Raw genomic sequence first — 24,858 nt, forward strand, 5'->3', positions numbered from 1 at the left:
CGTTCAACGCGGTCTCGCAAGAAGTCGAGCGCTGCTCACGGTGTCAAGGGTAACAGAGATCACTTCACGCCCAGGGCGATCACCTGCGTGGTCTGCTGCGCGGAGAAGTTGTCGTCGCTGACGAGGACCAGGCTGCGCTCGCCGCCGGGAAGCACGGGACCCCAGGTCATGCCCTCGACGTTGTCGACGGTGCTCAGCCCGAGCTCCGACAGGTCGGCCAGCGGGGTCTTGCGCACCGGCGTCACGTCGGCGCCCGCCAGCGAGGCCACGTCCCGGACGTCGGTGGCGCCGCGGGCGTCGACCTCGTAGATCCGGACGGAGTTGCCGACGCCGTCGACGAACGAGCGCTCCATCACCAGGTAGCGGAACGGGTCGTCGCCGTCGGCCAGGATCGCCGTGACGCCGTTGTTGGCGAACCCGCCGGTCGGCGACCGCGCGAACACCTTGTCGAGCGGGTAGGCGACCTGCGCGACGATGGCCCCGGAGCGGTCCTGGGCGGTGAGCCTGCTGAGGGCGCCGTGCTCGAACGTCGGCGACTCGCCGTCCTGCACCAGCGGCCCCTCCATGGCGCTGACCAGCAGCGACCCGTCGGCGGCGAAGGTCAGGCCCTCCAGCGCCTCGTTCTGCTTCGGACCGCTGTCGGGACGCATGGCCAGGTTCGGCGGGAGCGGCAGCTCACCGGTGGCCGAACCGTCGAGGGCGGCGCTGCGGATCGACGGGTCGACCAGCCCCTCCTGCCGCTCGCCCTCGCTGGTCCACCAGACCTCGCCGCTGCGCGGGTCCCACCGGACGTCCTCGGGGTCGAGGCTGCCCGCCGGGTAGGTCGTGCCGTCCGGGCGCAGCAGCGGCCGGGTCGCCGCGAGGGACACCGGGCCGAGCCCGTCGGCGGTGACCGGGATGTCGGCGAGGTAGCCGCGCGCCGGCTGCCGCTCCGAGCGGTCGTCGCTGATCAGCACGTATGCGCCGGTGCGCGGGTCGTAGTCGATGCCGGAGAGGCCGCCCACGGTGGTGCCCTGGAAGTCCATCGCGTTCGGGAGCGTGCGCTCGCCCAGCAGGCGCACCCGGTCGGCGGCGTGCGCGGGCGCGGCGGCCGTCATCGCCAGGGCGACCGCCACGACTCCGGTCACCGCGTGTCTGTTCACCATGAGCTACAGCACACCCGACGCGGGTGTCCGGCGGGTATCGACCAGATGGAGCCTTACCCTGTTCTGGTGACGCTCGCTGTTCAGGTGATCCTCTGCGCGGTGCTGGTGCTCGGTGGCGCGGCACTGCTGTTCGTCGGATGGCGCGGTATGCGCGGGCAGCTCGCCCGCAACCGCTACGCCGGAGTGCGCACGCCCGCGACCCTGCGCAGCGAGGAGGCGTTCGAGCTCGCCAACCGCGCCGCCGCCCCCGCCTACCTGGCGGCCGGTGCGACCGGCGTCCTCGCGGGCGCCTCGCTGCCCGCGCTGGCCACGACGTTCAGCGTCGTGCTCGTCGCGGTCATCGGACTCGTCGGCGCCTTCGGCCTCCAGATCGTGGGCGGGGTCTTCGGCAACCGGGCCGCGGAGGCCATGCCCGAGCCCGCGCCTGCGGCCGGGTGCGGCGGCTGCGCGGGCGGCTGCTGCAGCGCGCTCCAGCAGAGCAGCTAGTTCAGCTTCACATCCCCCGGGTGCGTGGCCAGGAACGCCAGCGGCGGTCCCTGCCTGCGCAGCACCCGGCCCCACAGCTCGGGGCCCGGCGGAGCTATGACGTCGTCGGGCAGGGCGGGGACGACGAGCCAGTCGCCGCGATCGATCTCACCGGCCAGCTGGTCGGCGTCCCAGCCCGCGTAACCGGCGAAGAAGCGCAGCCCCCTCGCGCGTGGAACCAGGTCGGCGGGATCGCCGTCGAGGTCGACCAGACCTATCGGGCCCCGGACGCCGATCATGCCCGACACCGATCCCACGTCGACCCCGGTGCGCAGCGCGGCCAGGCAGATGGCGGTGCGCTGCTCGACCGGTCCGCCGACGAACAGCGACTGCGGCTCACTGGCGTGCGGCCCCCACCTGGGCAGCACGTCGTCGACCGAGACCTCGCTCGGCCGGTTCAGCACGACTCCGAGGGTGCCCTCGGCGCGGTGGTGGATGATGAAGACCACCGTGCGGCGGAAGTTCTGGTCGAGCAGCTGCGGGGCCGCCACCAGCAGCGTCCCGGGTTCGACGTCGGCGTCCGTTCCCACATTCGCATGATCTCAGAACGGCGCCCCCGCATGGGGTGGCCAGGGACTAGTAGTTCGAGAGACCAACCGCTGAGCATTACTAGTCGGCAGCACTATTCACTGTTCAACAACCACTATTAATAGTGCTGCTGCGAAACTCCTGCTCAGCGACCCTCGGGCACCTCGATGCCCTGTTCCCGGGCCCACCGGAAGAGCTCGGCGACGGCTTCGTCGTGGTCCATCGGGCCCCGGTCCAGCCGGACGTCCTTGAGGTGCTTCCACGCCTTGCCGACCACCGGCCCCGGGTCCACGCCCAGCAGCCGCATGATCTCGTTGCCGTCCAGGTCCGGGCGGACCCTGGCCAGGTCCTCCTCCTCCGCGATGCGCGCGATCCGCGCCTCCAGATCGTCGTAGGAGCGCTGGAGCGCGGCGGCCTTGCGGCGGTTGCGGGTGGTGCAGTCGGCGCGGACCAGCTTGTGCAGCCGGGACAGCAGGTGGCCGGCGTCGTTGACGTAGCGGCGCACCGCCGAGTCGGTCCACTGGCCCTCGCCGTAGCCGTGGAAGCGCAGGTGCAGGTACACCAGCCCGGACACGTCGTTGATGACGTCCTTGGAGTAGCGCAGCGCCCGCAGCCGCTTGCGCGTCATCTTCGCCCCGACCACCTCGTGGTGGTGGAAGCTGACCCCGCCGCCCGGCTCGAACCGGCGGGTGGCGGGCTTGCCGATGTCGTGCAGCAGCGCCGCGAGCCGCAGCACCAGGTCGGGCTCGCCGTCGGGGTCCGCCGCGCGCTCCAGGTCGATCGCCTGGTCCAGCACCACCAGCGAGTGCCGGTAGACGTCCTTGTGCTGGTGGTGCTCGTCGATCTCGAGCTTCATCGCTGGCAGCTCGGGCAGGACGTGCTCGGCCAGCCCGGTCTCCACCAGCAGCTCGACGCCCTCGCGCGGGTGGCGCCCGCACAGCAGCTTCGACAACTCGGTCTGCACCCGCTCCGGGGTGATCCGCCGGATCTCACCGGCCATCTCCCGCATCGCGTCGACCACGCGCGGCGCGGGGGTGAACCCGAGCTGCGAGACGAACCGGGCGGCGCGCAGCATCCGCAGCGGGTCGTCGGCGAAGGACTCCTGCGGCGTTGCCGGGGTGTCCAGCCGCCGGGCGACCAGGTCGGCCATCCCGCCGTGCAGGTCGACGAACGCCCGCTTCGGCAGCTCGATGGCCATCGCGTTCACGGTGAAGTCGCGGCGCAGCAGGTCGCCCTCGATGGTGTCGCCGAAGGCGACCTCCGGGTTGCGGGTGACCCGGTCGTAGGTGTCGGCGCGGAACGTCGTGATCTCCACCGTCGTGCCGTGCCGGTACGCGCCGAGCGTGCCGAACTGGATGCCGGTGTCCCACACCGTCTCGGCCCACTCGTCGAGCAGGACCCGGACCTGCTCCGGCCGGGCGTCGGTGGTGAAGTCGAGGTCGGTGCCCAGGCGCCCCAGCAGGGCGTCGCGCACGCTGCCGCCGACCAGGTACAGCCGGTGGCCCGCGGCGGCGAAGCGCTCGGCCAGCTCCTCGGCGACCGGCGCGTTGCGCATCAGCTCCACGACCGCGTTGCGTTGTGCGTCGCGCTCCCTGGCCTGGTGGTCGGCGGGCGCGGCGGCGGGTTCGTGGTGCGAAGTGGACACGGCGAACCAGGGTATCGACTGCTCAGCGGGGGCGCGGCGAGTGCCTGCCGGAGCAACACGGTAGGCCCTTCGCGGCGGGGTGGCGCGCCCGCGTGCCGTACGCGGTACGACGCCGACCCGCACCCCGTCGGCACTACCATCGGCGGCATGCCACCGACGCCCGGCCGCTCCGGCGGTACCCAGCCGGGGCGTCGGAACCGGCGCCGGCGCCGCCGGCTGCGGACGGTCGACGAGACCTCGGCCGGCGGGCTGGTGGTCGACGACGGCCGGGAGCTCGCTGCGATCATCGGGAGGCTGGACCGCAAGGGCCGGCTGCTGTGGTCGCTGCCGAAGGGGCACATCGAGCACGGTGAGACCCCGGAGCAGACCGCCGTGCGGGAGGTCGCCGAGGAGACGGGGATAACCGGCCGCGTGGTCTCGGCGATCGGCATGATCGACTACTGGTTCGTGGCGGGCAACCGCCGCGTGCACAAGACCGTGCACCACTTCCTGCTGGAGGCGGTGCGCGGTGAGCTTTCCGACGAGGACGTGGAGGTCACCGAGGTGGCGTGGGTGCCGCTTGGTGAACTGGAGCAGGTGCTGGCCTACGCCGACGAGCGGAGGCTGGTGCGGCGCGCGCTGACGTTGCTCGACGGCGCATCGGACATCGCGGCCGGTTCCCGACCGGCCCGGGGCAGTGGGACGGAGCCGGCGTGAGGTTTGTGCTAGCGGCCGTGATCGCGGTGTTGCTGCTCGGCGCGGTCCCGGTACCGCAGGCGACCGCGCAGAACGACGATCAGCACGCCCGACTGGAGGTGTCGAAGATCACACCTTCGGTCGTGGGTGCGGGCGCCCCGCCGGAGGTGACCGTCACCGGCACGCTGACCAACACGAGTTCCCGGGCCATCCACGACGTGGAGGCCCGCATCCAGCGCGGCGATCCCACGACCTCCGAGGCCGCCGCGCAGCGGGCCGTGCGCGACGGCTCGCGGACGGTCGCCGAGCAGAACTTCACCTCGATCACCGGCAGCATCGCCCCGGGTCAGCGCGTTCCGTTCGAGCTGCGGATCCCGTTCACCGGGCCGAACTCGCTGCAGGTCACCTCGCCCGGGGTCTACCCGTTGCTGGTCAACGTCAACGGCAGGCCGGCGGGCGGCGCCCGCGCCCGCATCGACGAGGCGCACTTCCTGCTGCCGGTCCTCGCCGCGCCCGGCGCGGCGCCCGCGGCACCGCCCAAGCCCGCCCCGACGACGATGCTCGTCCCGATCGTCGACTACCCGCGCCTGGCCCGCGGGCCGGTGCCCGGCTCGCGACCGGTGCTCATGGACGACCTGCTGTCGGAGTCGCTGGCGCCCGGCGGCCGCCTCTACGAGCTGGTGCGCGCCGTCGGCGAGACGGCGGGGCCCGGCTCGCGGCTGGGCAACGCGCTTTGCTTCGCCATCGACCCCGACCTGCTCGCCACGGTCCGCGCGATGCAGACCGGCTACCTGGTGCGGCAGCCCAGCGGCGGCACCGTGGAAGGCATCGGCGCCGGTACCGCCCGGCTGTGGCTGAGCAAGCTGAAGGAGGCCACCGCGGGCCGCTGCGTGATCCCGCTGCCCTACAGCGACGTGGACGTGGTGGCGCTGGGCCGGGCGGGGCTGCCCGACGTGATCAGGGGCGCGCTCGACACCAGCAGCAGGCAGCTCGTGCAGGAGACCCTCGGCGTCGAGCCGCGTAAGGACGTCCTGTGGCCGGTCGAGGGCACCATCGACGAACCCGCCGCGGGCCAGGTCGCCGCCCAGGCCCCGGACGGCCCCGGCATCACCACGGCCCTGCTGCGCCCGGAGGCGATCTCCGGTCCTACACCGGCGCGGGTCCGCGGCAGCGGCCTGGCCGCGCTGAGCATCGACCCGCTGGTCGCCTCGGCGTTGGACCCGCTGCGCGACACCACGCGCGAGACGACCGAGCTGTCCCCGCAGACCGGTGACGGCGTCGTCGCCGCGCAGAACGCGCTCGGCGCGCTGGCGTTCCGCGCCAACACCGCCTCCGCCCCGGGCGGCTCGGTGCTGGTCGCGCCGCCGCGGCGGTGGAACGTCAGCGGCGGCGACGTCCGCGCGCTGCTGACCGGCATGGAGCAGCTCGCGGCCGCCGGCGTGGTGCAGCCGACCTCGCTGCCCGAGCCGGACGCCTCGAAGCTGCCCGAGGTCGACCTGAGCTACCCGGTCGACGCCGCGGGGCGGGAGATCCCGCGCAGGGTGCTCAACGAACTCGCCGCGCAGAACTACCGGGTCGGAGACCTGTTCCGCGCCGCCGACCGCGAACCCGCGGTCAACGTCCAGGAGGCCGACGTCACCAACCCGATGCGCAACGCCCTGCTGCGGGGCGCGTCCAGCGCCTGGCGCGGCAACCCCGACGCGGCCCGGTACTGGGTCAACGCCGGGCGCAGGGCGCTGGACCTGGAGTTCTCGCGGGTCCGGCTGGAGGAGCCCAACGGCAAGCTCACCCTGGGCGGCGAGTCCGACAACTACATCCCGCTGACCGTCGCCAACGACCTGCCGGTCACGGTCTCGGTGGTGTTCCGCATCCCGCGCACGCCCGGCCTCGAAACCAAGGACCTCGGTGTGCTGCGGATCCCGGCGCAGGGCAGGCGCAGCTTCTTCCTGCCCACCACGGTGCACCGCTCCGGCCAGTTCACCCTCGACATCTCGTTGGCCACGCCGTCGGGAACCGAGCTCGGTCCGCCCAAGCGGCTGCGGCTGGAGTCCGGCGCGTACGGCCCGGTCATCCTGGTGCTGACGATCATCGCGGCGTCGCTGCTGATCGTGCTCTCGGCGTTCCGGGTCTACCGCCGCTTCCGCAACCGCGTCCGCCGGGTCGCCGCGGCCAACGCCGCCGCGGCCGAGCAGCCGGACGCCGGGCCCCAGGCCACCGAGCAGCCGGAAACCGGCTCACCGGGTACCGAACAGACGGAAATCGGGCAGACGAGTAACGGGCAGACGGGTACCGAGTCGCAGACCACTCCGCTCACGACCACCGAAAGTGACCGCAGCCCGGGCTGACATCCTGTTCGGGTGACGCCCCGTTCGGAGCCAGGGGTGAACCCGGTGAGCGGAGGATTTGAGTTGGTGAACCGAGACAGGGAGCCGGCCAGGCCCGGCCACGTGCCCGGCACGCGACCGACCGCGCCCCCGTCGGAGCAGCCGACCCGTCCGCTCCAGCGCAGGCAGGCCCCGGGCCCGCAGGGTCCCGGGCACTCGGCCCCGACCCAGCAGGTCCCAGCGCCGCAGCGCCCCGCGCCGCCTGACGGCGCCGGACAGCGGCCGCCCCAGCGCGGCTGGCACGCGGCGCCGACCGAGCCGATCCCGGCGGTGGTGCCGGAGCCCGGCATGGACCAGGCCGCGGAACAGGCGGTCGAGCAGACCCAGGTCATCCGGCCGGTCTCGCCGGGCAAGCCGTCGCTGCTGCGTGCCAGCGGCTCGATGGCGATCGCCACCCTGATCAGCCGCATCACCGGCTTCCTGTGGAAGGTGATGCTGGCCTGGATGGTCGGCACCGGCGTGGTCAACGACTCGTTCACCGTCGCCAACAACCTGCCGAACAGCGTCTTCGAGTTCCTCATCGGCGGCATCCTGACCAGCGTCATCGTGCCGGTGCTGGTGCGCGCCGCCAAGAGCGACGACGACGGCGGCGAGGCCTACGTGCAGCGCCTGCTGAGCCTGTCGGTCGTGGTGCTCGGCGTCGGCACGGTGCTGTCGGTGATCGGCGCGTCGTGGCTGGTCTGGGCCTACGCCTCGGGCGAGGACAAGGGCAACCCGGAGCTGGCGACCGCGTTCGCCTACTTCCTGCTCCCGCAGATCTTCTTCTACGGCGTCAGCGCGCTGGTCAGCGCGATCCTGCAGTCCAAGGAGATCTTCAGCCCGCCCGCGTGGGCCCCGGTGGTCAACAACCTGGTCGTCATCGCCACCATCGGCGTGTACGCGATGCTGCCGGGCGAGATCGTCATAGACCCGGTCCGGATGACCGACGCGCACCTGATGACCCTGGGCATCGGCGTCACCCTCGGCGTGGTCGCGCAGGCGCTGATCCAGCTGCCGGCGCTGCGCCACACCGGCATCCGGTTCCGGTGGCGGTGGGGCTGGGACTCCCGGCTCACCGAGTTCGGCGGGCTGGCGCTGTGGATGATCGCCTACGTCGGCATCAGCCAGCTCGGCCTGATGGCGATGAGCCGCGCGGGCACCAGCGCCGGCGCGTGGGCGATGTACAACATCGTCTGGATGCTGCTGCAACTGCCGTACGGCGTGATCGGCTTCTCCGTGATGACCGCCATCCTGCCGCGGATGAGCGGGGCCGCCGCCGACGGCGACCACAAGCGAGTGATCGACGACCTGTCGCTGGGCAACCGGCTCTCCGCGGTGACGCTGCTGCCGGTCAGCGCGGTGATGACGGCGCTCGGCACGCCGATCACGCTGGCACTGCTCGGTTTCGGCGAGAGCGCGACCGACGTCGGCAAGATCGGCCTCGCCCTGACGCTCTCGGCGTTCGGCGTCCTGCCCTACGCGGTCACCATGATGCAGATGCGCGTGTTCTACGCCATGAAGGACGCGCGGACCCCGACGCTGATCATGGTTCTGATGACGGTCTTCAAGGTTCCGCTGTCGTTGGTGGCGGGGAACCTCGAGACGCCGCTGCAGGTTCTGTGCGCGCTGAGCATCATCAACTCGGTCAGCTTCGTGCTGGGCTGGCTGATCGGCGAGGTCTGGCTGCGGAGCCGCCTCGGACCGCTGCGCAGCCGCCGTTTCATGGTGACGCTTGGCAAAACGCTGCTCGCCTCGGCGGGCGGTGGACTCCTGGCGTGGCTGGTCGCGCTCGGCGTCGACGCCGTCATGCCCGGTGCCGCCGGGCCGGGAACCGGCTGGATGCAGGCGGTCGCCGGTAGTGCGATCGGTCTCGTCGCGATCTTCGGACTGATGTCCTTGCTGCGGGTTTCCGAACTCCAGCCCGCGATCGGGCGGCTTACGGGTTTGCTGCGTCGTCGATAAGTTCGGCGTCACGTACCCTCGAACGGGAAGTCTCCTTTCGTGGGGGAGGGGGTGTCTGGTGCCCCCGGCTGGACCGGAAGGAGCGGGAGAGGGAAGGTGACCAGCAAACCGACCGAGCAGGTGGCGCCGGAACGCGACGAGATCGCCGGGAGCGAGGGCTCTAAAGAGCAGGGCCTCACTCCCGGTTCCGTGTTGGACCATGGGCGTTATCGGCTGCTCGCCAAGGTCGGCACCGATCCCAGATGTGACGCGCAGCTCTGGCGCGCGAAGGACGGTGTCCTCGGCCGGGACGTCGCGCTGACGATCCTGGTCGGTGATCGTGCCGACTCCGAGGCCTCCGGCAACGCGCGCCGCACTCTGGAACGCGCGATGCACGCGAGCACGTTCAACCACGTCGGCGTCGCGCGGGTGCTCGACGTCGTCACGCAGTCGCCCGGTGATCCGCAGGGCGTGCTCGGCGTGGTGATCGCCGAGTGGACCCACGGCACCGACCTCCTCGACCTCGTGGCGGAAGGGCCGCTGCCGCCCGGGACCGCCGCCCGGCTGCTCCAGCCGCTGGCCGCGGCCGTCGAGGCGGCCCACCACGCCGGCCTGGTGCTCGGCGCCGACCACCCGCAGCGCATCCGCGTCACCCCGGACGGCGAGGTCCGGATGGCTTTCCCCGGTCCGCTGGCCAAGGCGACCTCCAGCGAGGACGTCCGCGGGCTGGGTGCCGCGCTGTACCTGCTGTTGACCGGCAGGTGGGCGCTGCCCGACGGTCCGGAGGACCTGCCGAAGGCGCCGGTCGGGCCGGACGGCACGATCGTCGCGCCGCGCACCCTGCGCCCCACCGTGCCGCTGGAGCTGTCCACCGTCGCGGTCCGCGCTCTCGGCAGCCCGGACCAGACCGGTACCACGGGCGGCGTCCGCACCGGCGCGGCCGTGCTGCGGGTTCTGGAGCAGCACGCCTCCTACGACGCGCCGACGACCTCCGTGCAGGCACCGTCGACCTCCGGGGAAACCCGCGACAACGAGGTCTGGAAGACCGAGGACCCCAAGCCCGACCAGGCCAAGCGCAAGAAGCTGGTGATCAGCGTCGGCGTGCTGGCGTTGGCGACGCTGCTGGTGGTCGGCTGGCTGGCCACCAACCTGATCAGCGTCTTCACCGCCGGCGACCACCCGAGCCAGCAGGGCACCGTCATCAGCAACCCCGGCGGCCAGCCGGGGCAGCCGCCCGCACCACCCGCCGCGCCGATCGCGATCACCGACGGCAAGCAGTACAACGCCAACGGCTCCCCGGACAACCCGAACAGCTTCCGGCTGATGTACGACGGCAACCCGGACACCGACTGGCACACCTCGGGCTACAACCAGCAGCTCGGCCCGGGCGGGATCAGCAGCGCCACCGGCGGTGTGCTCACGCTCGAGCGCGCCGCGACGCTGCGCGAGGTCGTCATCAACTCGCCGAGCGGCGGCGCGCGGGTCGAGATCCACAAGGTCGAGGGCGCGCCGTCGCCGAGCGCGGACACCCTGATCGGTTCCGGCAAGCTGGAGGCGGGCCGGACGCCGATCCAGATCGAGATGACCGGCAAGACCGAGAAGATCCTGATCGTCTTCACCCAGCTCGTGCCGGGTCCCGACGGCAGGTTCTCGTCGCAGATCAACGAGGTCACCGTCACCGGCTGATATCACTGGCGCAACGGGGCAGCCGGTGGGAGCCGGCGATCAGTAGAGTGCTCAATCGTGTCTGTCCCCGTCAGATCGGACGCCGACCTCATCGCGGCGCACACCAGTGGAGATCCGCATGCGTTCTCCGAGCTCTTCCGCCGGCACCGGGACCGGCTTTGGGCGGTGGCGTTGCGCACGATGCGCGACCACGAGGAAGCGGCGGATGCGCTGCAGGACGCGATGATCTCGGCCTTCCGAAACGCCTCTTCCTTCCGCGCTGAATCCCAGGTCACCACGTGGTTGCACCGGATCGTGGTGAACGCCTGCCTGGACCGGATCCGCAGGCGCCAGGCCAGGCCGACCGTGCCGCTGCCCGACACCGGGCCCGCCGAGCCCGCCGTCCCACGCGACGCCATGGCAGAGCAGGACACCCGGATGGCCGTGCAGGACGCGCTCGCCGAACTGCCCGAGGACCAGCGCGCGGCGATCGTGCTGGTCGACGTCGAGGGCTACTCGGTCTCCGAGACCTCGGCGATGCTCGGCGTCGCCGAAGGCACCATCAAGAGCCGTTGCGCACGTGGCCGCACGAAGTTGGCGAAACTTCTGGGGCACCTGCGGAACCCAAGTGCAGATGCGAACGTCCCAGATGGAGCCAAGGCCATGCGTCGACGGGAGGGACGATGAGTGGCGAAGACCGGCGCTCGGGGGCGCCGCAGGGCCCACCCTGGTCCGTGGACTTGCTGGCCGATTTCCACGCCGGGGTGCTGGACCAGGAGACCGCGGACCGGGTGCGGGTCCAGGTCGAGGAGGACCCCGAGGCCAGGGAGATCCTGGCCGCACTGGACGCCACCACCGCCGACCTCGGCGACCTGCCGCCGCTGACGATCCCCGACGACGTGTCGGCGCGGATCGACGCGGCGCTCGAGGAGGAGGTCCGGGCGTGGTCGCAGCAGGCGACCGCTCCCCAGCGGAGCGCGCCGGAACCGCAGCCCGCCCGCGTCGTGGACTTCGCCGAGGCCAAGCGCCGTCGCAGGCGCCGGTTCACCGCAGGCGCCGGCGTGCTCGCCGCCGCCGCCGCGGTCGCGGGCATCGTGGTCTTCTCCACCGGCGGCGGGCCGGACGAGAACGCCGCGCAGCCGCCGTCGGGCACGTCCAGCGGCAGGCCGCCGCTGGCTTTCCAGGGCGAGGTGTCGTTGAGCCCCGCGCAGTTCTCCGAGGCGCTCAACGGCGAGAAGCAGTACGCGGCGGCGCTGGCCGACCCGGCCAGGCTCGTCGGCTGCCTGCAGGCCAACGGCGTGCAGGGGTCCAACCCGCTCGGGGCCCGCGAGGTCACCCTGGACGGGCGTCCCGCGCAGCTGCTGATCCTGTCCTCCGGCGAGATCGGCCGGTTCCGGCTCTTAACGGTCGGAACCGACTGCGGGCCGGGAAACCCGGCCACCCTGTCGGACACCGCCTTCGGCGGCTGATCCCAGCAAGTGGGAGGCCGCACCGGCCTTTCGCCGTCGCTGCCAGCGCGGTCCCGGCTGCCGCCGGGGCCGCGCTGTGCTGTGCCCAACGGGCTCACCGGCCCGGGAACAGAGCCGCATAGGATCGCGTTCACCCAGTACGCAGGCGCAGACAGGCGCCGCGGGGAGCACGCGACAACGGAAGGGGCACGGTGACTGGCGACGTCCGCAACGTGATCATCGTGGGCTCTGGCCCGGCCGGTTACACCGCTGCGGTGTACGCGGCTCGGGCGGAGCTCGAACCACTGGTCTTCGAGGGCACCCAGTTCGGCGGTGCGCTGATGACGACCACCGAGGTGGAGAACTACCCGGGCTTCCGCGAGGGCATCCAGGGCCCCGACCTGATGGAGCAGATGCGCTCCCAGGCCGAGCGCTTCGGTGCCGAGCTGCGCGCCGAGGACGTCGAGTCGCTGGAGTTGTCGGGCGAGATCAAGACCGTCCACGCCAACGGCCGGACCTACCGCGCCCGCGCGGTCATCCTCGCCATGGGCGCCGCCGCGCGCTACGTGGGGGTGCCGGGCGAGGAGCGCCTGCTCGGCCGCGGCGTCTCGGCGTGTGCGACCTGCGACGGGTTCTTCTTCCGCGACCACGACATCGCCGTGGTCGGCGGCGGCGACTCGGCGATGGAGGAAGCGACCTTCCTGACCCGCTTCGCCCGATCGGTGACCATCATCCACCGGCGGGAGGAGTTCCGGGCCTCCCGGATCATGCTGGAGCGCGCCCGCGCCAACGACAAGATCAAGTGGATCACCAACACCGTCGTCGACGAGGTCGTCGGTGACGGCGCGGTGTCCGGGCTCAAGCTGCGCAACACGGTGACCGGCGAGACCTCGGAGCTCGGGGTGACCGGCATGTTCGTCGCCATCGGCCACGACCCGCGCAGCGCGCTGGTCCGCGACCAGGTCGACGTCGACGACGAGGGCTACGTGCTCGTCCAGCAGCCCACCACCCACACCAAGCTGCCCGGTGTCTTCGCGGCGGGCGACCTGGTCGACAAGACCTACCGGCAGGCCGTCACCGCCGCCGGCTCCGGCTGCGCGGCGGCCATCGACGCCGAGCGGTGGCTGGCCGAGCAGGAGTCCGTGCCGGCCGCCGAGGTCGCCTCGGAGTTCGTCGGCGGCGGCTACGCGGCGCAGACCCTCATCACCCCCTGACCTCGCACCCGACCTCAACAAGGGAGATCAACATGGCCGGCAACACCGTGACCGTCGACACCGACTCGTTCAAGTCCGTCGTCCTGGACAGCGACAAGCCCGTCCTCGTGGACTTCTGGGCCACCTGGTGCGGCCCCTGCAAGATGGTCGCCCCGGTGCTGGAGGAGATCGCCGGTGAGCACGGCGACAAGCTCACGGTCGCCAAGCTGGACATCGACAAGAACCCCAGCCTGCAGAGCGAGTACCAGGTGATGTCGATCCCGACGCTGCTGCTGTTCTCCGGCGGCGAGCCGGTCAAGCAGATCGTCGGCGCCAAGCCGAAGGCCGCGCTGCTGTCGGACCTGCAGGACTACCTGTGACGCGGCGACAGCGCTGCGCTGTGACGTCGGACGCGATCTGACGCAACCCACTAACGCGGTTCCGCCGTCCCATCGATGAGCATGGGGTGGCGGGACCGCGTTTTCGCGTACTGCACGCGATCGTGTACACACACATGGTCCCCAGGCCCTCCCGTGCTGCCGACGGGCCATAGCGCCGTGACACGACAGGCAAGGCACAATGAGCCAGTGCCCGGGAACGCGAACCGGACACGAGCAAGCAGGACACCGGGGGATTTGGACCATCCTTCGCGTCGGTCCCCACCGACGCCTGAATCGAGCGAGGAGTGCATGCAGCTGCTCCACCGCGGTGACGTCGGTCCGGCCGTTGCCGAGATCAGGAACACTCTTGCTGCGCTGGGTCTCCTACCGGCCCCCAACGGCCGACCGGATCCCGCCACCTACGACGCAGCGGTGGAACACGCGGTCCGGGTCTTCCAGCAACAACGCGGCCTGATCACCGACGGGGTCGTCGGCCCGGCCACCTACCGCGCGCTCACCGACGCCCGCTGGCGGCTCGGCGACCGCTCGCTGGCCTTCCTGGTCTCCAAGCCCGTCAGCGGTGACGACGTCTTCGCCCTGCAGGAGCGCCTGCTGGAGCTCGGCTACGACGCGGGCCGCCCCGACGGCATCTTCGGCCACGAGACCGAGCAGGCCCTGCGCAGCTTCCAGCGCGACTACGGCCTGAACCCCGACGGCATCTGCGGTCCCGGCACGCTGCGCGCGCTGCGCCAGCTCGCGCCGAAGGTGCGCGGCGGTCGTCCGGTGTTCCTGCGGGAGCAGGAGAAGGTGCGGCGGGCCGGTCCGCGGCTGCGCGGCAAGCGCATCGTCATCGACCCCGGGCACGGCGGTGCCGACCGCGGTGTCTGCGTCGGCGGCGTGTCGGAGGCCGACGTGGTGTGGGACCTCGCGCGGCGCCTCGAGGGCCGCATGATCGCCACCGGCATGGAGGCGCTGATCTCCCGCGGCCCGAACGCCAGCCCGCCGGACGCCGAGCGCGCCGCCTTCGCCAACGAGGCCGGCGCCGACATGTTCCTGTCGCTGCACACCGACGGCAACGCCTCGCCGCTGGCGCAGGGCGTGGCCAGCTTCCACTTCGGCACCGGCAACGGCACCACCTCGACCGTGGGGGAGGCGCTGGCCGGCTTCCTGCAGCGCGAGATCGTCGCCCGCACCGGGATGCGCGACTGCCGCACGCACCCGAAGACGTGGGAGGTCCTGCGCCTGACCCGGATGCCCGCGGTGCGCATCGAGATCGGCTACCTCACCAACGCCGACGACCGCCGACGGCTGCTGGACCCGGGCTTCCGCGACATCGTCGCCGAGGGGCTGCTGGTCGCGATCAAGCGGCTGTACCTGCTCGGCAAGGACGACCAGCCGACCGGCACGTTCACCTTCAACGACCTGCTGCGCCACGAGCTCGCCCGCGCCGAGGGCGCCTGAGCCGTGCCGTGCCGGATCGGCAGCGCATGCCGATCCGGCAGATCAGCGGCACGCCGGTCCGTTCCGGCACGCTCCAGCCCGGCACGGCACGTGCCGAATCGGAAAGTCATGGCGGCAGTCGCCACGGAACGCGAGTGACAACAGTGGCGCGTGTTTCACGTGAAACCGCCGGGCGGCTTTCCGATCCGGAACAGGTGCCGTCACCTAGAGGCCTGTGCCGCCCCTGAGATCCGCTGTCAGCGGCTGAACGCGCCGCCGAGGGCCGGTTCCGCCGTCTTGACCGACACCGAGCTCAGCAGGCGTTCCAGGGCGGCTTCGACGTCTTCCTTCCACGAGATCGCCGTGCGCAGCTCCAGCCGCATGCGCGGCCACTTCGGGTGCTGCCGGACCGTCTTGAAGCCCACCTGCTGGAGGAAGCCCGCCGGGATCACGCAGCCGCCTGCCGTCTCCTGGAGGTCGCCGAACGCCTCGATCGCCTTCACCCCGCGCCGGGTCAGGTCCTTGGCGACGTTCTGCACCAGGACGCGGCCGAGGCCGCCGTGCTCGAACTCGGGGTCGATCCGCAGTGCCGTCATGAGGACCGCGTCGGCACTGACCGGGGAGGTCGGGAACGCCGCGGCACGCGGCACGGCGGCAGGCGGCGCGTACATGGCGTAGCCCGCCGGCATGCCGTCGACGTAGATGATCCGCCCGCAGGAACCCCACTCCAGCAGAACGCTGGAGACCCAGGCCTCCTTCTCCAGGTCGGTCTCGCCGAACTCCTCGGCCTGCTCCCGGACGTGCGGCGCCAGCTCCCAGAACACGCACCGGCGGCACTTCTTGGGCAGGTGGTCGAGGTTGTCCAGCGTGACGCCGACGACACGTCGCGACACCCTGGCCTCCTGGAAACCCGCGTGGAGCCCCGCAGAAGGACCTGGCGGGGCCTGGTCAGGATATGCCGCGGTGGTCGGCACCTCCAAGCGCTGCGGTCCACGCCATCGGCTATCGATGGGGTGAGATGGGTTACCGCCGAGTCGGTTTCTGGGAGGTGCCCGTTACACGGCGGAGGTGTTACCGCGATAACACGGTTAGAATCGCGCGATCGCCGTCGCAGGACGCGACGAGCACCCGAGCGCACAACCGAACCCCGGAGCGCGGAATGTCCGATCACGGAAGCCAGCCGAACGACAGCACGCCCGACAAGCAGGGCGCGGCACGCAGCCTCGATGCGCACGTGGAGCGTTACGCCCAGCGCACCGCGGGCATGACGGCCTCCGAGATCCGAGCTCTCTTCGCCGTGGCCAGCCGCCCCGAGGTGGTCTCCCTGGCAGGCGGCATGCCCAACCTCGCCGCGCTCCCGCTGGACTCGATCGCCGGCGAGGTCGCCGGCCTGATCTCCGCCGACGGCCAGTCCGCCCTGCAGTACGGCTCCGCCCACGGCGTGCCGGAGCTGCGCGAGCAGATCTGCGACATCATGGCGATGGAGGGCATCAACGCCCACCCCGACGACGTCATGGTGACCGTCGGGTCCCAGATGGCGCTGGACATGGTCACCCGCATCTTCTGCGACCCCGGCGACGTCGTCCTGGCCGAGGGCCCCTCCTACGTCGGCGCGCTCGGTTCCTTCGCCGCCTACCAGGCCGACGTCGTGCACGTGGCGATGGACGACGAGGGCCTGCAGCCAGAGGCGCTGCGGCAGGCGATCAGCGACGTGTCCGCCCAGGGCAAGCGGGTCAAGTTCCTCTACACGATCCCGAACTTCCACAACCCCGGCGGTGTCACGCTCGCCGTGGACCGCCGCGCCGAGGTGCTGGAGATCTGCGCCCAGCACGGCATCCTGGTCCTGGAGGACAACCCGTACGGGCTGCTGGGCTTCGACGGGCAGACCTACCCGGCGCTGCGCAGCCTCGACCCCGACAACGTGGTCTACCTGGGCTCGTTCTCCAAGACCTTCGCCTCCGGCCTGCGGGTCGGCTGGGTGCTGGCGCCGCACGCCGTGCGCGAGAAGCTGGTGCTCGCCGCCGAGTCGGCGACCCTGTGCCCGCCCACGCTGAACCAGATGATCGTCTCCCGGTACCTCACCTCGCACGACTGGCAGGGCCAGATCAAGGTCTTCCGCGAGCAGTACCGCGAGCGCCGCGACGCGATGCTGGGCGCGCTCGAGCAGCACATGCCCGAAGGCTGCTCCTGGACCCGCCCGGACGGCGGCTTCTACGTGTGGCTGACCGCCCCGGACGGGGTGGACACCAAGGCGATGCTGCCGAGGGCGGTGACCCAGCGGGTCGCCTACGCCTCGGGCACCGGCTTCTACGCCGACCGGCTCGGCAGCAGGCAGATGCGGCTGTCGTTCTGCTACCCGACGCCGGAGCGGATCCGCGAGGGCGTGCGCAGGCTGGCCAACACGCTCACCGACGAGATGGAGCTGGTACGCACCTTCGGTTCGGTGTCGCAGCGCACCGTCCAAGGACCGCAGGCTCCCTCGCCCGACACCGCGTAATCTTCTCGCGGCCACGAGTTCCAACCGTCCGGTCCACTGCGCGTGGCGCCTACAGCGCCCTGCGCGGTGGACCATCAGTTTTCAGGGGTGTTCGAAGATTGTCCGATCGCTGGGTCGCCGTGCTGGCAGGCGGGCTCTCGCACGAGCGTGATGTGTCGCTGCGTTCCGGTCGGCGGTTGTCCGCCGCGCTCCGGTCCGTCGGGATGACGGTCGCGGAGTGGGACGCCGATTCGCGGCTGCTCTCCCGCATCGAACAGGAGCGCCCGGACGCCGTGGTCGTCGCGCTGCACGGCGGCGAGGGGGAGAACGGCGCGGTCCAGTCGGTGCTCGACATGTACGGCATCCCCTACGTCGGCACCGACCCGCGGGCCTGCCGCCGGGCGTGGGACAAGCCGACGGCCAAGGCCGAGCTTGCCCGTTCCGGCCTGACCACCCCGGACTGGGTCGTGCTGCCGCACGCGACCTTCCGGGAGCTCGGCGCCCAGTCGGTGCTGGACGCCCTGGTGGCCAAGCTCGGCCTGCCGCTGATGCTCAAGCCGGACCAGGGCGGGTCGGCGCTCGGCGCCCGCGTGGTGCGCGACGCCGCCGATCTCCCGTCGGCGATGGTCGGCGCGCTTTCCTACGGCGACACCGTCCTCGTCGAGAAGTACATCGAGGGCACCGAGGTGGCGATCGGCGTGCTGGACGGACCGGACGGACCCGAGGCGTTGCCCGCGGTGCAGATCGAGGCGACCAACGGCGTGTACGACTACACGGCCCGCTACACCGCCGGGCTGACGACGTACCGCACTCCCGCCGAGCTCAGCCCGGAGACCGCGGCCGCGGCCGGCGATCTCGCGGTCGCCGCGCACCGGTTGCTCGGGCTTCGCGACGTCTCCCGGACCGACGCGATCATCGACCGGGACGGCACGGTCCACTTCCTCGAAGTGAACGTGTCGCCCGGACTGACCGAGACCTCGCTCCTGCCGATGGCGATCGAGGCGGCCGGTCGGTCGCTGGGGGACGTGTTCGCGACGCTCGTGGAACGGGCGATCTCCCGAAGCTGATGTTTCACGTGAAACAGGGCCCGCCTTCCCGGCGGGCCCTGTTCGTTTTGGCGGCTTCTTCGGTCGCCCGATTTGCCGCATTTCTCAGATCGTCACCGTGACGGAAAGCCCCAGTGTCATTGGTCGTCGATCTGTCGGGCCTTTTCGCCCAAGATCAACTCGGCGAGGCGCTCAAGATCGTCCACGGAGCCGAACTCGACGACGATCTTGCCCTTGCGGCGCCCGAGCTCGACCTTCACCTTGGTGTCCAGTCGATCCGACAGCCGCTCGGCCAGCCCCTGCAACCCGGGCGCCTGCATCTGCTTGCGGGGAGCGGGCTTCGCCTGCTTGGCCGGCCCCTCGCCCTTCTTCAGCGTCACCGCTTCCTCGGTGGCGCGCACCGACAGCCCCTCGGCGACGATCCGGCTGGCGAGCTCCTCCTGGCCGCCGGGCTCGTCCAGGCTCAGCAGCGCACGCGCGTGGCCGGCCGACAGGACCCCGGCGGCGACCCGGCGCTGCACCGGCATCGGCAGCCGCAGCAGCCGGATCGTGTTGGTGATGACCGGACGGCTGCGGCCGATCCGGTCCGCCAGCTCGTCGTGCGTCACGCCGAACTCGTCCAGCAGCTGCTGGTACGCCGACGCCTCCTCCAGCGGGTTCAGCTGCACCCGGTGGATGTTCTCCAGCAGCGCGTCGCGCAGCAGGTCGTCGTCCTGGGTCTGACGGACGATCGCCGGGATCGTCTCCAGCCCTGCGCGCTGGGCGGCACGCCACCGGCGCTCGCCCATGATGAGCTCGAACTGGTCGGTCTCCAGCTCGCGGACAACGATCGGCTGCATGAGGCCGAACTCGCGGATGGAGTGCTCCAGCTCCGCCAGCGCCTCCTCGTCGAAGACGTGGCGCGGCTGCTTCGGGTTCGGCGTGATCGCCTTGATGCCGACCTCGCGGTAGACGGCGCCCGCCACGGTGCCGCCTGTTTCACGTGAAACATGCGGCTCCTCCTCCGGAGCGGAGACGGGAGACGAGGGCGTGCTGAACCCGGACCCGCGCAGGCGGACGCTGGTCGAAGTCGACGTCGAGGTAGTGCTCGAGCCACCCTCGGCGGGCGGACCGCTCGGGATCAGCGCGGCGAGGCCCCGACCGAGACCACCCTTTCGCTCGGTCATGCCGTCTTCCTCTCAGCACCGCGCTCGGCGATCTCCCGGGCCGCGTCGAGGTAGCTCATCGAGCCTCGCGAACCCGGGTCGTAGGTCAGGACCGTCTGCCCGAAGCCAGGTGCCTCGGAGATTTTCACACTCCGCGGGATCACCGTGCGCAGGGTCAGGTCGCCGAAGTGACCGCGCACCTCGCTGGTGACCTGGTCGGCCAGCTTGGTCCGGCCGTCGTACATCGTCAGCAGGATCGTCGACACCCACAGCGCCGGGTTCAGGTGCGACTGCACCAGCTCGATGTTGCGCAGCAGCTGCCCCAGACCCTCCAGCGCGTAGTACTCGCACTGGATCGGGATCAGGACCTCGTGCGCCGCCACGAGCGCGTTCACCGTGAGAAGGCCGAGCGACGGCGGGCAGTCGATGAAGACGTAGTCGGGAGCGAGCTGCTCCAGCGCCTCGGAGTTCAGCGCCTCCTTCAGCCGGGCCTCGCGGGCGACCATCGTCACCAGCTCGATCTCCGAGCCGGCGAGGTCGATCGTCGCCGGGACGCACAGCAGGTTCTGCGACTGGGTGCTCGGCGCGGCGGCGTCGGCGATGCTGATCTCGCCGAGCAGCACCTCGTACACCGACGGCACGCCCGACCGGTGGTCCACGCCGAGCGCGGTGCTCGCGTTGCCCTGCGGGTCGAGGTCGATGACGAGGACTTTGAGCCCCTGCAACGCCAGACCGGCGGCGAGGTTCACCGTGCTTGTGGTCTTGCCGACGCCGCCCTTCTGGTTGGCAACCGTGAGGATGCGCCGGCGGTCGGGGCGGGGGAGCTGCATCGTCTCCGGGTGCAGGACCCGGGTCGCGCGCTCGGCCTCCTCCATGATCGGAGTCCAGCCGATGTCGGTGGATCCGTAATCGCTCATCGACTGCTCGTTCCCGCTCGCTCCCGTCGAGGGGAAGCGCATACCGCCCACGGCGCGTCCCCTTGTTTCACGTGAAACATGACCCGCTCCGTTCGACTCCGGATTCACCGTCAACGATCCTTCCTCGTCCGACGCCCACCGTCACGACGCCGACCGGACGTAGTTCTGGGCTGCGCCCGTTCCACCACTACGACGGTCGTCGGCACTTCGAGCACTCCGTCACCACAAGAAACCACTTCGACGCGGCCCCCACCGGCCGCACGGATCGCCGTCGCATCCCGCTCGATCTCCTCGGCCGCGGACGAGCCCTTCAGCGCGAGCAACCGGCCTTCCGGACGCAGCAGCGGCAGGCACCACTTCGCCAGGCGTGCCATCGGCGCCACCGCGCGAGCGGTGACCACGTCCTGGTCCGCCAGCCGCTCCCGCACCGGTCCCTCCTCGGCACGTCCACGCATCACCTCGGCGTTGAGACCGAGCTCCGTGATGACTTCCTGCAACCACGCCACCCGTCGGGCCATCGGCTCCAGCAGGGTCAGTTCGAGGTCCGGGCGAGCGATCGAGAGCGGAATGCCCGGCAATCCCGCCCCAGAGCCTACGTCCACCACCCGGCAATTCGGTGGTAGCAACTCCGCAAGTACCGCAGAGTTCAGCAGATGTCTTTCCCAGAGCCGGTCCAGCTCCCGCGGACCGATCAGTCCTCGCCGGACACCGTGCTCCCGGAGCAGCTCGGCGAACCGCTCGGCCGTCGTCAGCTCATCGCCGAACACGGTCTTCGCGACGTCCGGAGTCCGAACCGGCTCACCTTCCGCAGCGGTCACAGTCTTCCATCCCGGTGTCGATGTTTCACGTGAAACGGCGCAACGTCACGAGGGCGTTGCGCGGCGAACTCCGCGCCGAGCGCGAGCGCACCTCTTAAGCCTGCCGGATCGACCCGCGCGACCTGACACCAACCCGTCCGAGTTGTTTCACGTGAAACACGCACCGGGCGGCGGTCGCCACGAGGACATGGTCCCCGACAAAGCAAAACGCTCGGCCGGGGGGAGTCCCCGACCGAGCGTTGCGTCGTACCGCTCCGGCGGTGTCAGCTCTTGAACACGACGACCTTGCGGTTCGGCTCCTCGCCCTCGCTCTCGCTGTGGACGCCCTCGACCGCCGCGACCGCGTCGTGGATGATCTTGCGCTCGAACGGCGTCATCGGACGCAGCCTGGTCTCCTTGCCGGTCTCCAGCACGGACTCGGCGGTGGTCCGCCCGAGGGTCGTCAGCTCCTCGCGACGTCCCGCGCGCCACCCGGCGATGTCGAGCATCAACCGGCTGCGAACGCCGGTGTCCTGCTGCACCGCGAGCCGGGTCAGCTCCTGGAGGGCTTCCAGGACCTGGCCGCGGTTGCCGACCAGCTTCTCCAGGTCGTCACCGCCGTCGATGCTCACCACCGCACGGCCGGCCTCCACGTCGAGGTCGATGTCGCCGTCGTAGTCGAGCAGGTCCAGCAGCCGTTCGAGGTAGTCGCCCGCGACGTCGCCCTCCTGCACGAGGAGCGTCTCGGTGTTGCTGGGGGAGGACTCGGACTCGGAGGTGGCGGTCGGCTCCGACGCCTCGGCCTGGCTCGGCTCCTGCACGGTCTCAGACACTGGGTGTCTCCTCTCCAGGGGTATGCGACGGCGTCACCGGGTCTCGCCCGGCTTGTCGGCGTCGCGGGAACGGTCTTCGATCACCCCGGGGATCTCACCGGGTTCGTCGTGGGAGGCCGGCTCGTCGGCCTTGGCCGCGGGCTCCGCCTTCGTACCGGCCGTGGGCTCGGTGGCGCTCCGCGCGGCGGGCTCCGCCTTCGCCGCTCCGGTGCTGCCGCTCGCGGCGACCGCGGTCGAGTCGACCACGGCGGGCGTGCCGGCCTTCTCGGCCTCCTCGCGGTCGATCCGGCGGTAGACCACGCGCTGCTGCCCGAGCGTCCAGAAGTTGTTGGCCAGCCAGTAGATCAGGATCGCCAGCGGCAGGAACGGTCCGCCGATGATGGCGAACATCGGGAACAGCCACAGCGTCATCCGGTTCATCACCGCGGTCTGCGGGTTCTGCGCGGCCTCGGCCGTCTGCCGCTGCACGCCGTGGCGCGCGGTGAAGTGGGTCGCGATCGCGGCCGCGATCATCAGCGGCACACCGACCAGCAGCATCGAGGTCCGGTCGGTCTGGAAGTGCGCGAGCATCTCGGGCGCCTGGCTGATGGTGTTCGACAGCTTCGCGCCGAACAGGTCGGCCTCGACGAAGGAGGCGACGTCCTCGGCGCCGAACACGTAGTTGGAGGGAGCACCCGGCCGGAAGCCGTTGAGCACGTGGAACAGGCCGATGAAGACCGGCACCTGCACCAGCATCGGCAGGCAGCCGCTGACCGGGTTGAACCCGTGCTCGGCCTGGAGCTTCTGCATCTCCTGGGCCATCTTCTGCCGGTCGTCGCCGTACTTCTCCTGCAGCGCCTTGATGTGCGGGGCGAACTCCTGCATCTTCTTCATCGACCGGACCTGGTGCACGAACGGCTTGAACAGCAGCGCCCGCAGCGTGAAGACCAGGAACACGACCGACAGCGCCCACGCGAAGCCGCTGGCGGGGTCCAGCACGAAACCGAACACCTCGTGCCAGAACCACAGGATGGCCGACACCGGGTAGTAGATGAAATCCAGCACTGAGCTACTCCTCGGCAGGGGTCTGGGGTGCGCGGGCCCGACCTGACGTCCGGCGCGGCGGCACCGGGTCGAGCCCGCCCGGGTGCCACGGGCCGCAGCGAAGCAGCCTGCGCGCGGTGAGCCAGCCGCCCCGGAGGGCGCCGTGCACGGTCAGCGCCTCGACCGCGTACGCGCTGCAACTCGGGTAGAAGCGGCAGGACGGCGGCAGCAGGGGAGAGATCACCTTGCGGTAGACGTGCACCGGAACCAGCAGCACCCAGGCGAGCGGGCTCGCGCGCCGGCCTGGCGCTCGGAGCCTGTCGTCGCCGGCCACGGGGTCGTCCCGTGCCGGATCACCTGCTGGTCTCACGGCGTCTTCTGCCATCACCTGAAACCCGTCGGAGGGCGTGCGGCGCCTTCGGCCCGGGTGCCGGTCAGGCGCAGCTTGCGCAACGCCGCGTCGAGGTCCGCACCGAGGTCGCGGCTCGGCGCACCGGCCGCCGGGGGCAAGGCGCGTACCACCACCAGTGTGCCAGCGGGCAGCGCCGGAATGCGGTCGCGCATCAGGTGGCGCAGCTGACGGGCCACCCGGTGCCGGACCACGGCCGAGCCCACTGCCTTGCTGACGACAAAACCCACCCGGGTCGACTCGCTCGAATCCCGGGTGGGTGCCGTGTGCACGTCCGCTTCCGGTGACTCCGCGCGGTGGGCCGGTCGCCCTGCGTGCCGGTCCGGGGTCGCGCCCAGTTCGGCGCGCGCCTCGGCGTCCGGCGGCAACGCGTGCACCACCAGGCGGGACCGCCCAGCTCGGCGACCGCGGCGGACCACCAGGCGGAACTCCTGGCTCCTGGTCAGCCGGGCAGCCGCAGGAAGCACAGGCCGGCTGTCAGGCGGTCAGGCTGGCGCGACCCCTGCGACGGCGCCCGGCCACGATGGCCCGGCCCGCCCGGGTGCGCATGCGCAGCCGGAAGCCGTGCTTCCTGGCACGACGGCGGTTGTTCGGCTGGAAGGTGCGCTTGCCCTTGCTCACGGTCGGATCTCCCGGTTACTACAGGCACAATGGCCACGGCTGGCCATGCTTGGTCTGGTCAGGTGTCCCACTGTTCTCAAGCCGCAGCCGCTCAGCCGACACCGAGCGGTGTGCATGGCACCTGAACGCGTCAGGCAGTGACATTTGCCCAAGCGACATGCCCGCTCGTGAAGCGGGGGACTGTACGAGAGTACGCAGAGGCCTTCACCCGGTCGAATCCGGGGTGCCTTCGGCCGCTTCGACGCGGGCTCGGCCAGTAGCCTGCCACACCGCCGATCTTGGCGCACCGCGATGGGGCCGCTTGTCGCCCGACGAGCGCCTTGCTAGCGTGCGCCCCTGCGATCCGGCCCGGCGAGGTGGGAGTCACCGGGCCCCGCGAGGTGTGCCTGACCTCGGTCGCAGCCGTGCTGCCAGGCAGGTGGGGCGTTCCGGGGGACCCACAGCGGAACGATCGAGTACTCTGTCGTACCTTCGTACACAGTTGTGGACAACTCTGTGGACACCTGTGTGGGCAGGTGCAGTCAGGGACTGACCCGCAAGGCGCAGCGCTCGCCGATCCCGCTCGTGACTCGTCGAGTGCGGTGTCCGGCCTGGGCAGCAGCGACGCAGGTCATTGCGCAGGCGAGGGGAGGGGAGCACACCG

The 24,858-nt window shown here is 71.2% G+C and carries 24 protein-coding genes; 12 read left to right on the forward strand and 12 right to left on the reverse strand.

The annotated features are described in order from the left end of the window. Positions 1-59: 59 nt before the first annotated feature. Positions 60-1,145, reverse strand: a complete 1,086-nt coding sequence (locus SACE_RS35590; protein WP_011875337.1) for an esterase-like activity of phytase family protein — start codon at positions 1,143-1,145, stop codon at positions 60-62. A gap of 66 nt (positions 1,146-1,211) precedes the next feature. Here SACE_RS35590 and SACE_RS35595 point away from each other — a divergent pair, with 66 nt between their 5' ends. Then, complete coding sequence (locus SACE_RS35595) at positions 1,212-1,631, forward strand: SdpI family protein (protein WP_009945752.1); 420 nt, start codon at positions 1,212-1,214, stop codon at positions 1,629-1,631. On the opposite strand, the gene SACE_RS35600 is transcribed toward SACE_RS35595, so the two are convergent. Next, positions 1,628-2,200 (reverse strand): YqgE/AlgH family protein, encoded by a 573-nt coding sequence (locus tag SACE_RS35600; RefSeq protein WP_009945751.1) that lies wholly within the window; start codon positions 2,198-2,200, stop codon positions 1,628-1,630. The genes SACE_RS35595 and SACE_RS35600 overlap by 4 nt on opposite strands. Positions 2,201-2,343: 143 nt before the next feature. Further along, positions 2,344-3,843, reverse strand: coding sequence for a CCA tRNA nucleotidyltransferase (locus SACE_RS35605; RefSeq protein WP_009945750.1), 1,500 nt, complete (start codon positions 3,841-3,843; stop codon positions 2,344-2,346). A gap of 147 nt (positions 3,844-3,990) precedes the next feature. Here SACE_RS35605 and SACE_RS35610 point away from each other — a divergent pair, with 147 nt between their 5' ends. The 9 genes from SACE_RS35610 to SACE_RS35650 all read left to right on the forward strand — a co-directional run bounded on the left by SACE_RS35610 (position 3,991) and on the right by SACE_RS35650 (position 14,969). Then, entirely contained in the window at positions 3,991-4,539 is a 549-nt protein-coding gene (locus SACE_RS35610) for an NUDIX hydrolase (protein WP_009945749.1), read from the forward strand. Continuing rightward, positions 4,536-6,863 (forward strand): DUF6049 family protein, encoded by a 2,328-nt coding sequence (locus SACE_RS35615; protein ID WP_231849887.1) that lies wholly within the window; start codon positions 4,536-4,538, stop codon positions 6,861-6,863. The genes SACE_RS35610 and SACE_RS35615 overlap by 4 nt, the downstream gene beginning before the upstream one ends. A gap of 66 nt (positions 6,864-6,929) precedes the next feature. Further along, positions 6,930-8,843: a murein biosynthesis integral membrane protein MurJ gene (gene murJ / locus SACE_RS35620; RefSeq protein ID WP_143538036.1), complete on the forward strand. Its 1,914-nt coding sequence runs from the start codon at positions 6,930-6,932 to the stop codon at positions 8,841-8,843. Between the two features lie 96 nt (positions 8,844-8,939). After that, positions 8,940-10,508 carry a protein kinase family protein gene (locus SACE_RS35625; protein WP_009945746.1) on the forward strand — a complete coding sequence of 523 codons (1,569 nt, stop codon included), beginning with the start codon at positions 8,940-8,942 and terminating at the stop codon, positions 10,506-10,508. Positions 10,509-10,565: 57 nt separating this feature from the next. Then, positions 10,566-11,174, forward strand: a complete 609-nt coding sequence (gene sigM, locus SACE_RS35630) for an RNA polymerase sigma factor SigM (RefSeq protein ID WP_009945745.1) — start codon at positions 10,566-10,568, stop codon at positions 11,172-11,174. Beyond that, positions 11,171-11,956, forward strand: a complete 786-nt coding sequence (locus tag SACE_RS35635) for a hypothetical protein (protein ID WP_029621528.1) — start codon at positions 11,171-11,173, stop codon at positions 11,954-11,956. Before sigM ends, SACE_RS35635 begins: the two co-directional genes overlap by 4 nt. A gap of 191 nt (positions 11,957-12,147) precedes the next feature. Then, positions 12,148-13,149, forward strand: a complete 1,002-nt coding sequence (gene trxB / locus SACE_RS35640) for a thioredoxin-disulfide reductase (RefSeq protein WP_009945743.1) — start codon at positions 12,148-12,150, stop codon at positions 13,147-13,149. A gap of 32 nt (positions 13,150-13,181) precedes the next feature. Next, positions 13,182-13,508, forward strand: coding sequence for a thioredoxin (trxA, locus tag SACE_RS35645; protein ID WP_009945742.1), 327 nt, complete (start codon positions 13,182-13,184; stop codon positions 13,506-13,508). A 309-nt stretch (positions 13,509-13,817) separates the two neighbouring features. Continuing rightward, positions 13,818-14,969, forward strand: coding sequence for an N-acetylmuramoyl-L-alanine amidase (locus tag SACE_RS35650; protein ID WP_009945741.1), 1,152 nt, complete (start codon positions 13,818-13,820; stop codon positions 14,967-14,969). A gap of 236 nt (positions 14,970-15,205) precedes the next feature. Here SACE_RS35650 and SACE_RS35655 read toward each other — a convergent pair whose 3' ends face one another. Beyond that, a complete protein-coding gene (locus tag SACE_RS35655) occupies positions 15,206-15,841 on the reverse strand; it encodes a GNAT family N-acetyltransferase (RefSeq protein ID WP_009945740.1) in 636 nt (211 codons plus the stop codon). Positions 15,842-16,107: 266 nt separating this feature from the next. On the opposite strand from SACE_RS35655, the gene SACE_RS35660 reads away from it, so the two are divergent. Both SACE_RS35660 and SACE_RS35665 read left to right on the forward strand, forming a co-directional pair. Continuing rightward, entirely contained in the window at positions 16,108-17,445 is a 1,338-nt protein-coding gene (locus SACE_RS35660; protein ID WP_009945739.1) for an aminotransferase-like domain-containing protein, read from the forward strand. A gap of 98 nt (positions 17,446-17,543) precedes the next feature. Continuing rightward, positions 17,544-18,491 (forward strand): D-alanine--D-alanine ligase family protein, encoded by a 948-nt coding sequence (locus tag SACE_RS35665; RefSeq protein WP_011875341.1) that lies wholly within the window; start codon positions 17,544-17,546, stop codon positions 18,489-18,491. Positions 18,492-18,607: 116 nt separating this feature from the next. Here the strand turns inward: SACE_RS35665 and SACE_RS35670 are convergent, their stop codons facing one another. The 8 genes from SACE_RS35670 to rpmH form a co-directional block, all read right to left on the reverse strand. After that, a complete protein-coding gene (locus tag SACE_RS35670) occupies positions 18,608-19,636 on the reverse strand; it encodes a ParB/RepB/Spo0J family partition protein (protein WP_029621527.1) in 1,029 nt (342 codons plus the stop codon). Further along, on the reverse strand, positions 19,633-20,532 hold the full coding sequence (locus tag SACE_RS35675) for a ParA family protein (RefSeq protein ID WP_009945736.1): 900 nt from the start codon (positions 20,530-20,532) through the stop codon (positions 19,633-19,635). The genes SACE_RS35670 and SACE_RS35675 overlap by 4 nt, the downstream gene beginning before the upstream one ends. 110 nt (positions 20,533-20,642) lie before the next feature. Next, positions 20,643-21,350 carry a 16S rRNA (guanine(527)-N(7))-methyltransferase RsmG gene (gene rsmG, locus SACE_RS35680; protein ID WP_009945734.1) on the reverse strand — a complete coding sequence of 236 codons (708 nt, stop codon included), beginning with the start codon at positions 21,348-21,350 and terminating at the stop codon, positions 20,643-20,645. Positions 21,351-21,613: 263 nt separating this feature from the next. Then, positions 21,614-22,162 (reverse strand): Jag family protein, encoded by a 549-nt coding sequence (locus SACE_RS35685; protein WP_009945733.1) that lies wholly within the window; start codon positions 22,160-22,162, stop codon positions 21,614-21,616. A 33-nt stretch (positions 22,163-22,195) separates the two neighbouring features. Further along, the gene (yidC, locus tag SACE_RS35690; protein WP_009945732.1) at positions 22,196-23,206 is read right to left on the reverse strand and encodes a membrane protein insertase YidC; all 1,011 of its coding nucleotides are present in this window, start codon (positions 23,204-23,206) and stop codon (positions 22,196-22,198) included. 4 nt (positions 23,207-23,210) lie between these two features. Beyond that, positions 23,211-23,570, reverse strand: a complete 360-nt coding sequence (gene yidD / locus SACE_RS35695; RefSeq protein ID WP_081468291.1) for a membrane protein insertion efficiency factor YidD — start codon at positions 23,568-23,570, stop codon at positions 23,211-23,213. After that, on the reverse strand, positions 23,570-24,061 hold the full coding sequence (gene rnpA / locus SACE_RS35700; protein ID WP_044547737.1) for a ribonuclease P protein component: 492 nt from the start codon (positions 24,059-24,061) through the stop codon (positions 23,570-23,572). Before rnpA ends, yidD begins: the two co-directional genes overlap by 1 nt. A 10-nt stretch (positions 24,062-24,071) precedes the next feature. Then, entirely contained in the window at positions 24,072-24,215 is a 144-nt protein-coding gene (rpmH, locus tag SACE_RS35705) for a 50S ribosomal protein L34 (RefSeq protein ID WP_011875345.1), read from the reverse strand. Between the last annotated feature and the right edge of the window lie 643 nt (positions 24,216-24,858).

The sequence above is a fragment of the Saccharopolyspora erythraea NRRL 2338 genome (assembly GCF_000062885.1).
Taxonomy (GTDB): domain Bacteria; phylum Actinomycetota; class Actinomycetes; order Mycobacteriales; family Pseudonocardiaceae; genus Saccharopolyspora_D; species Saccharopolyspora_D erythraea.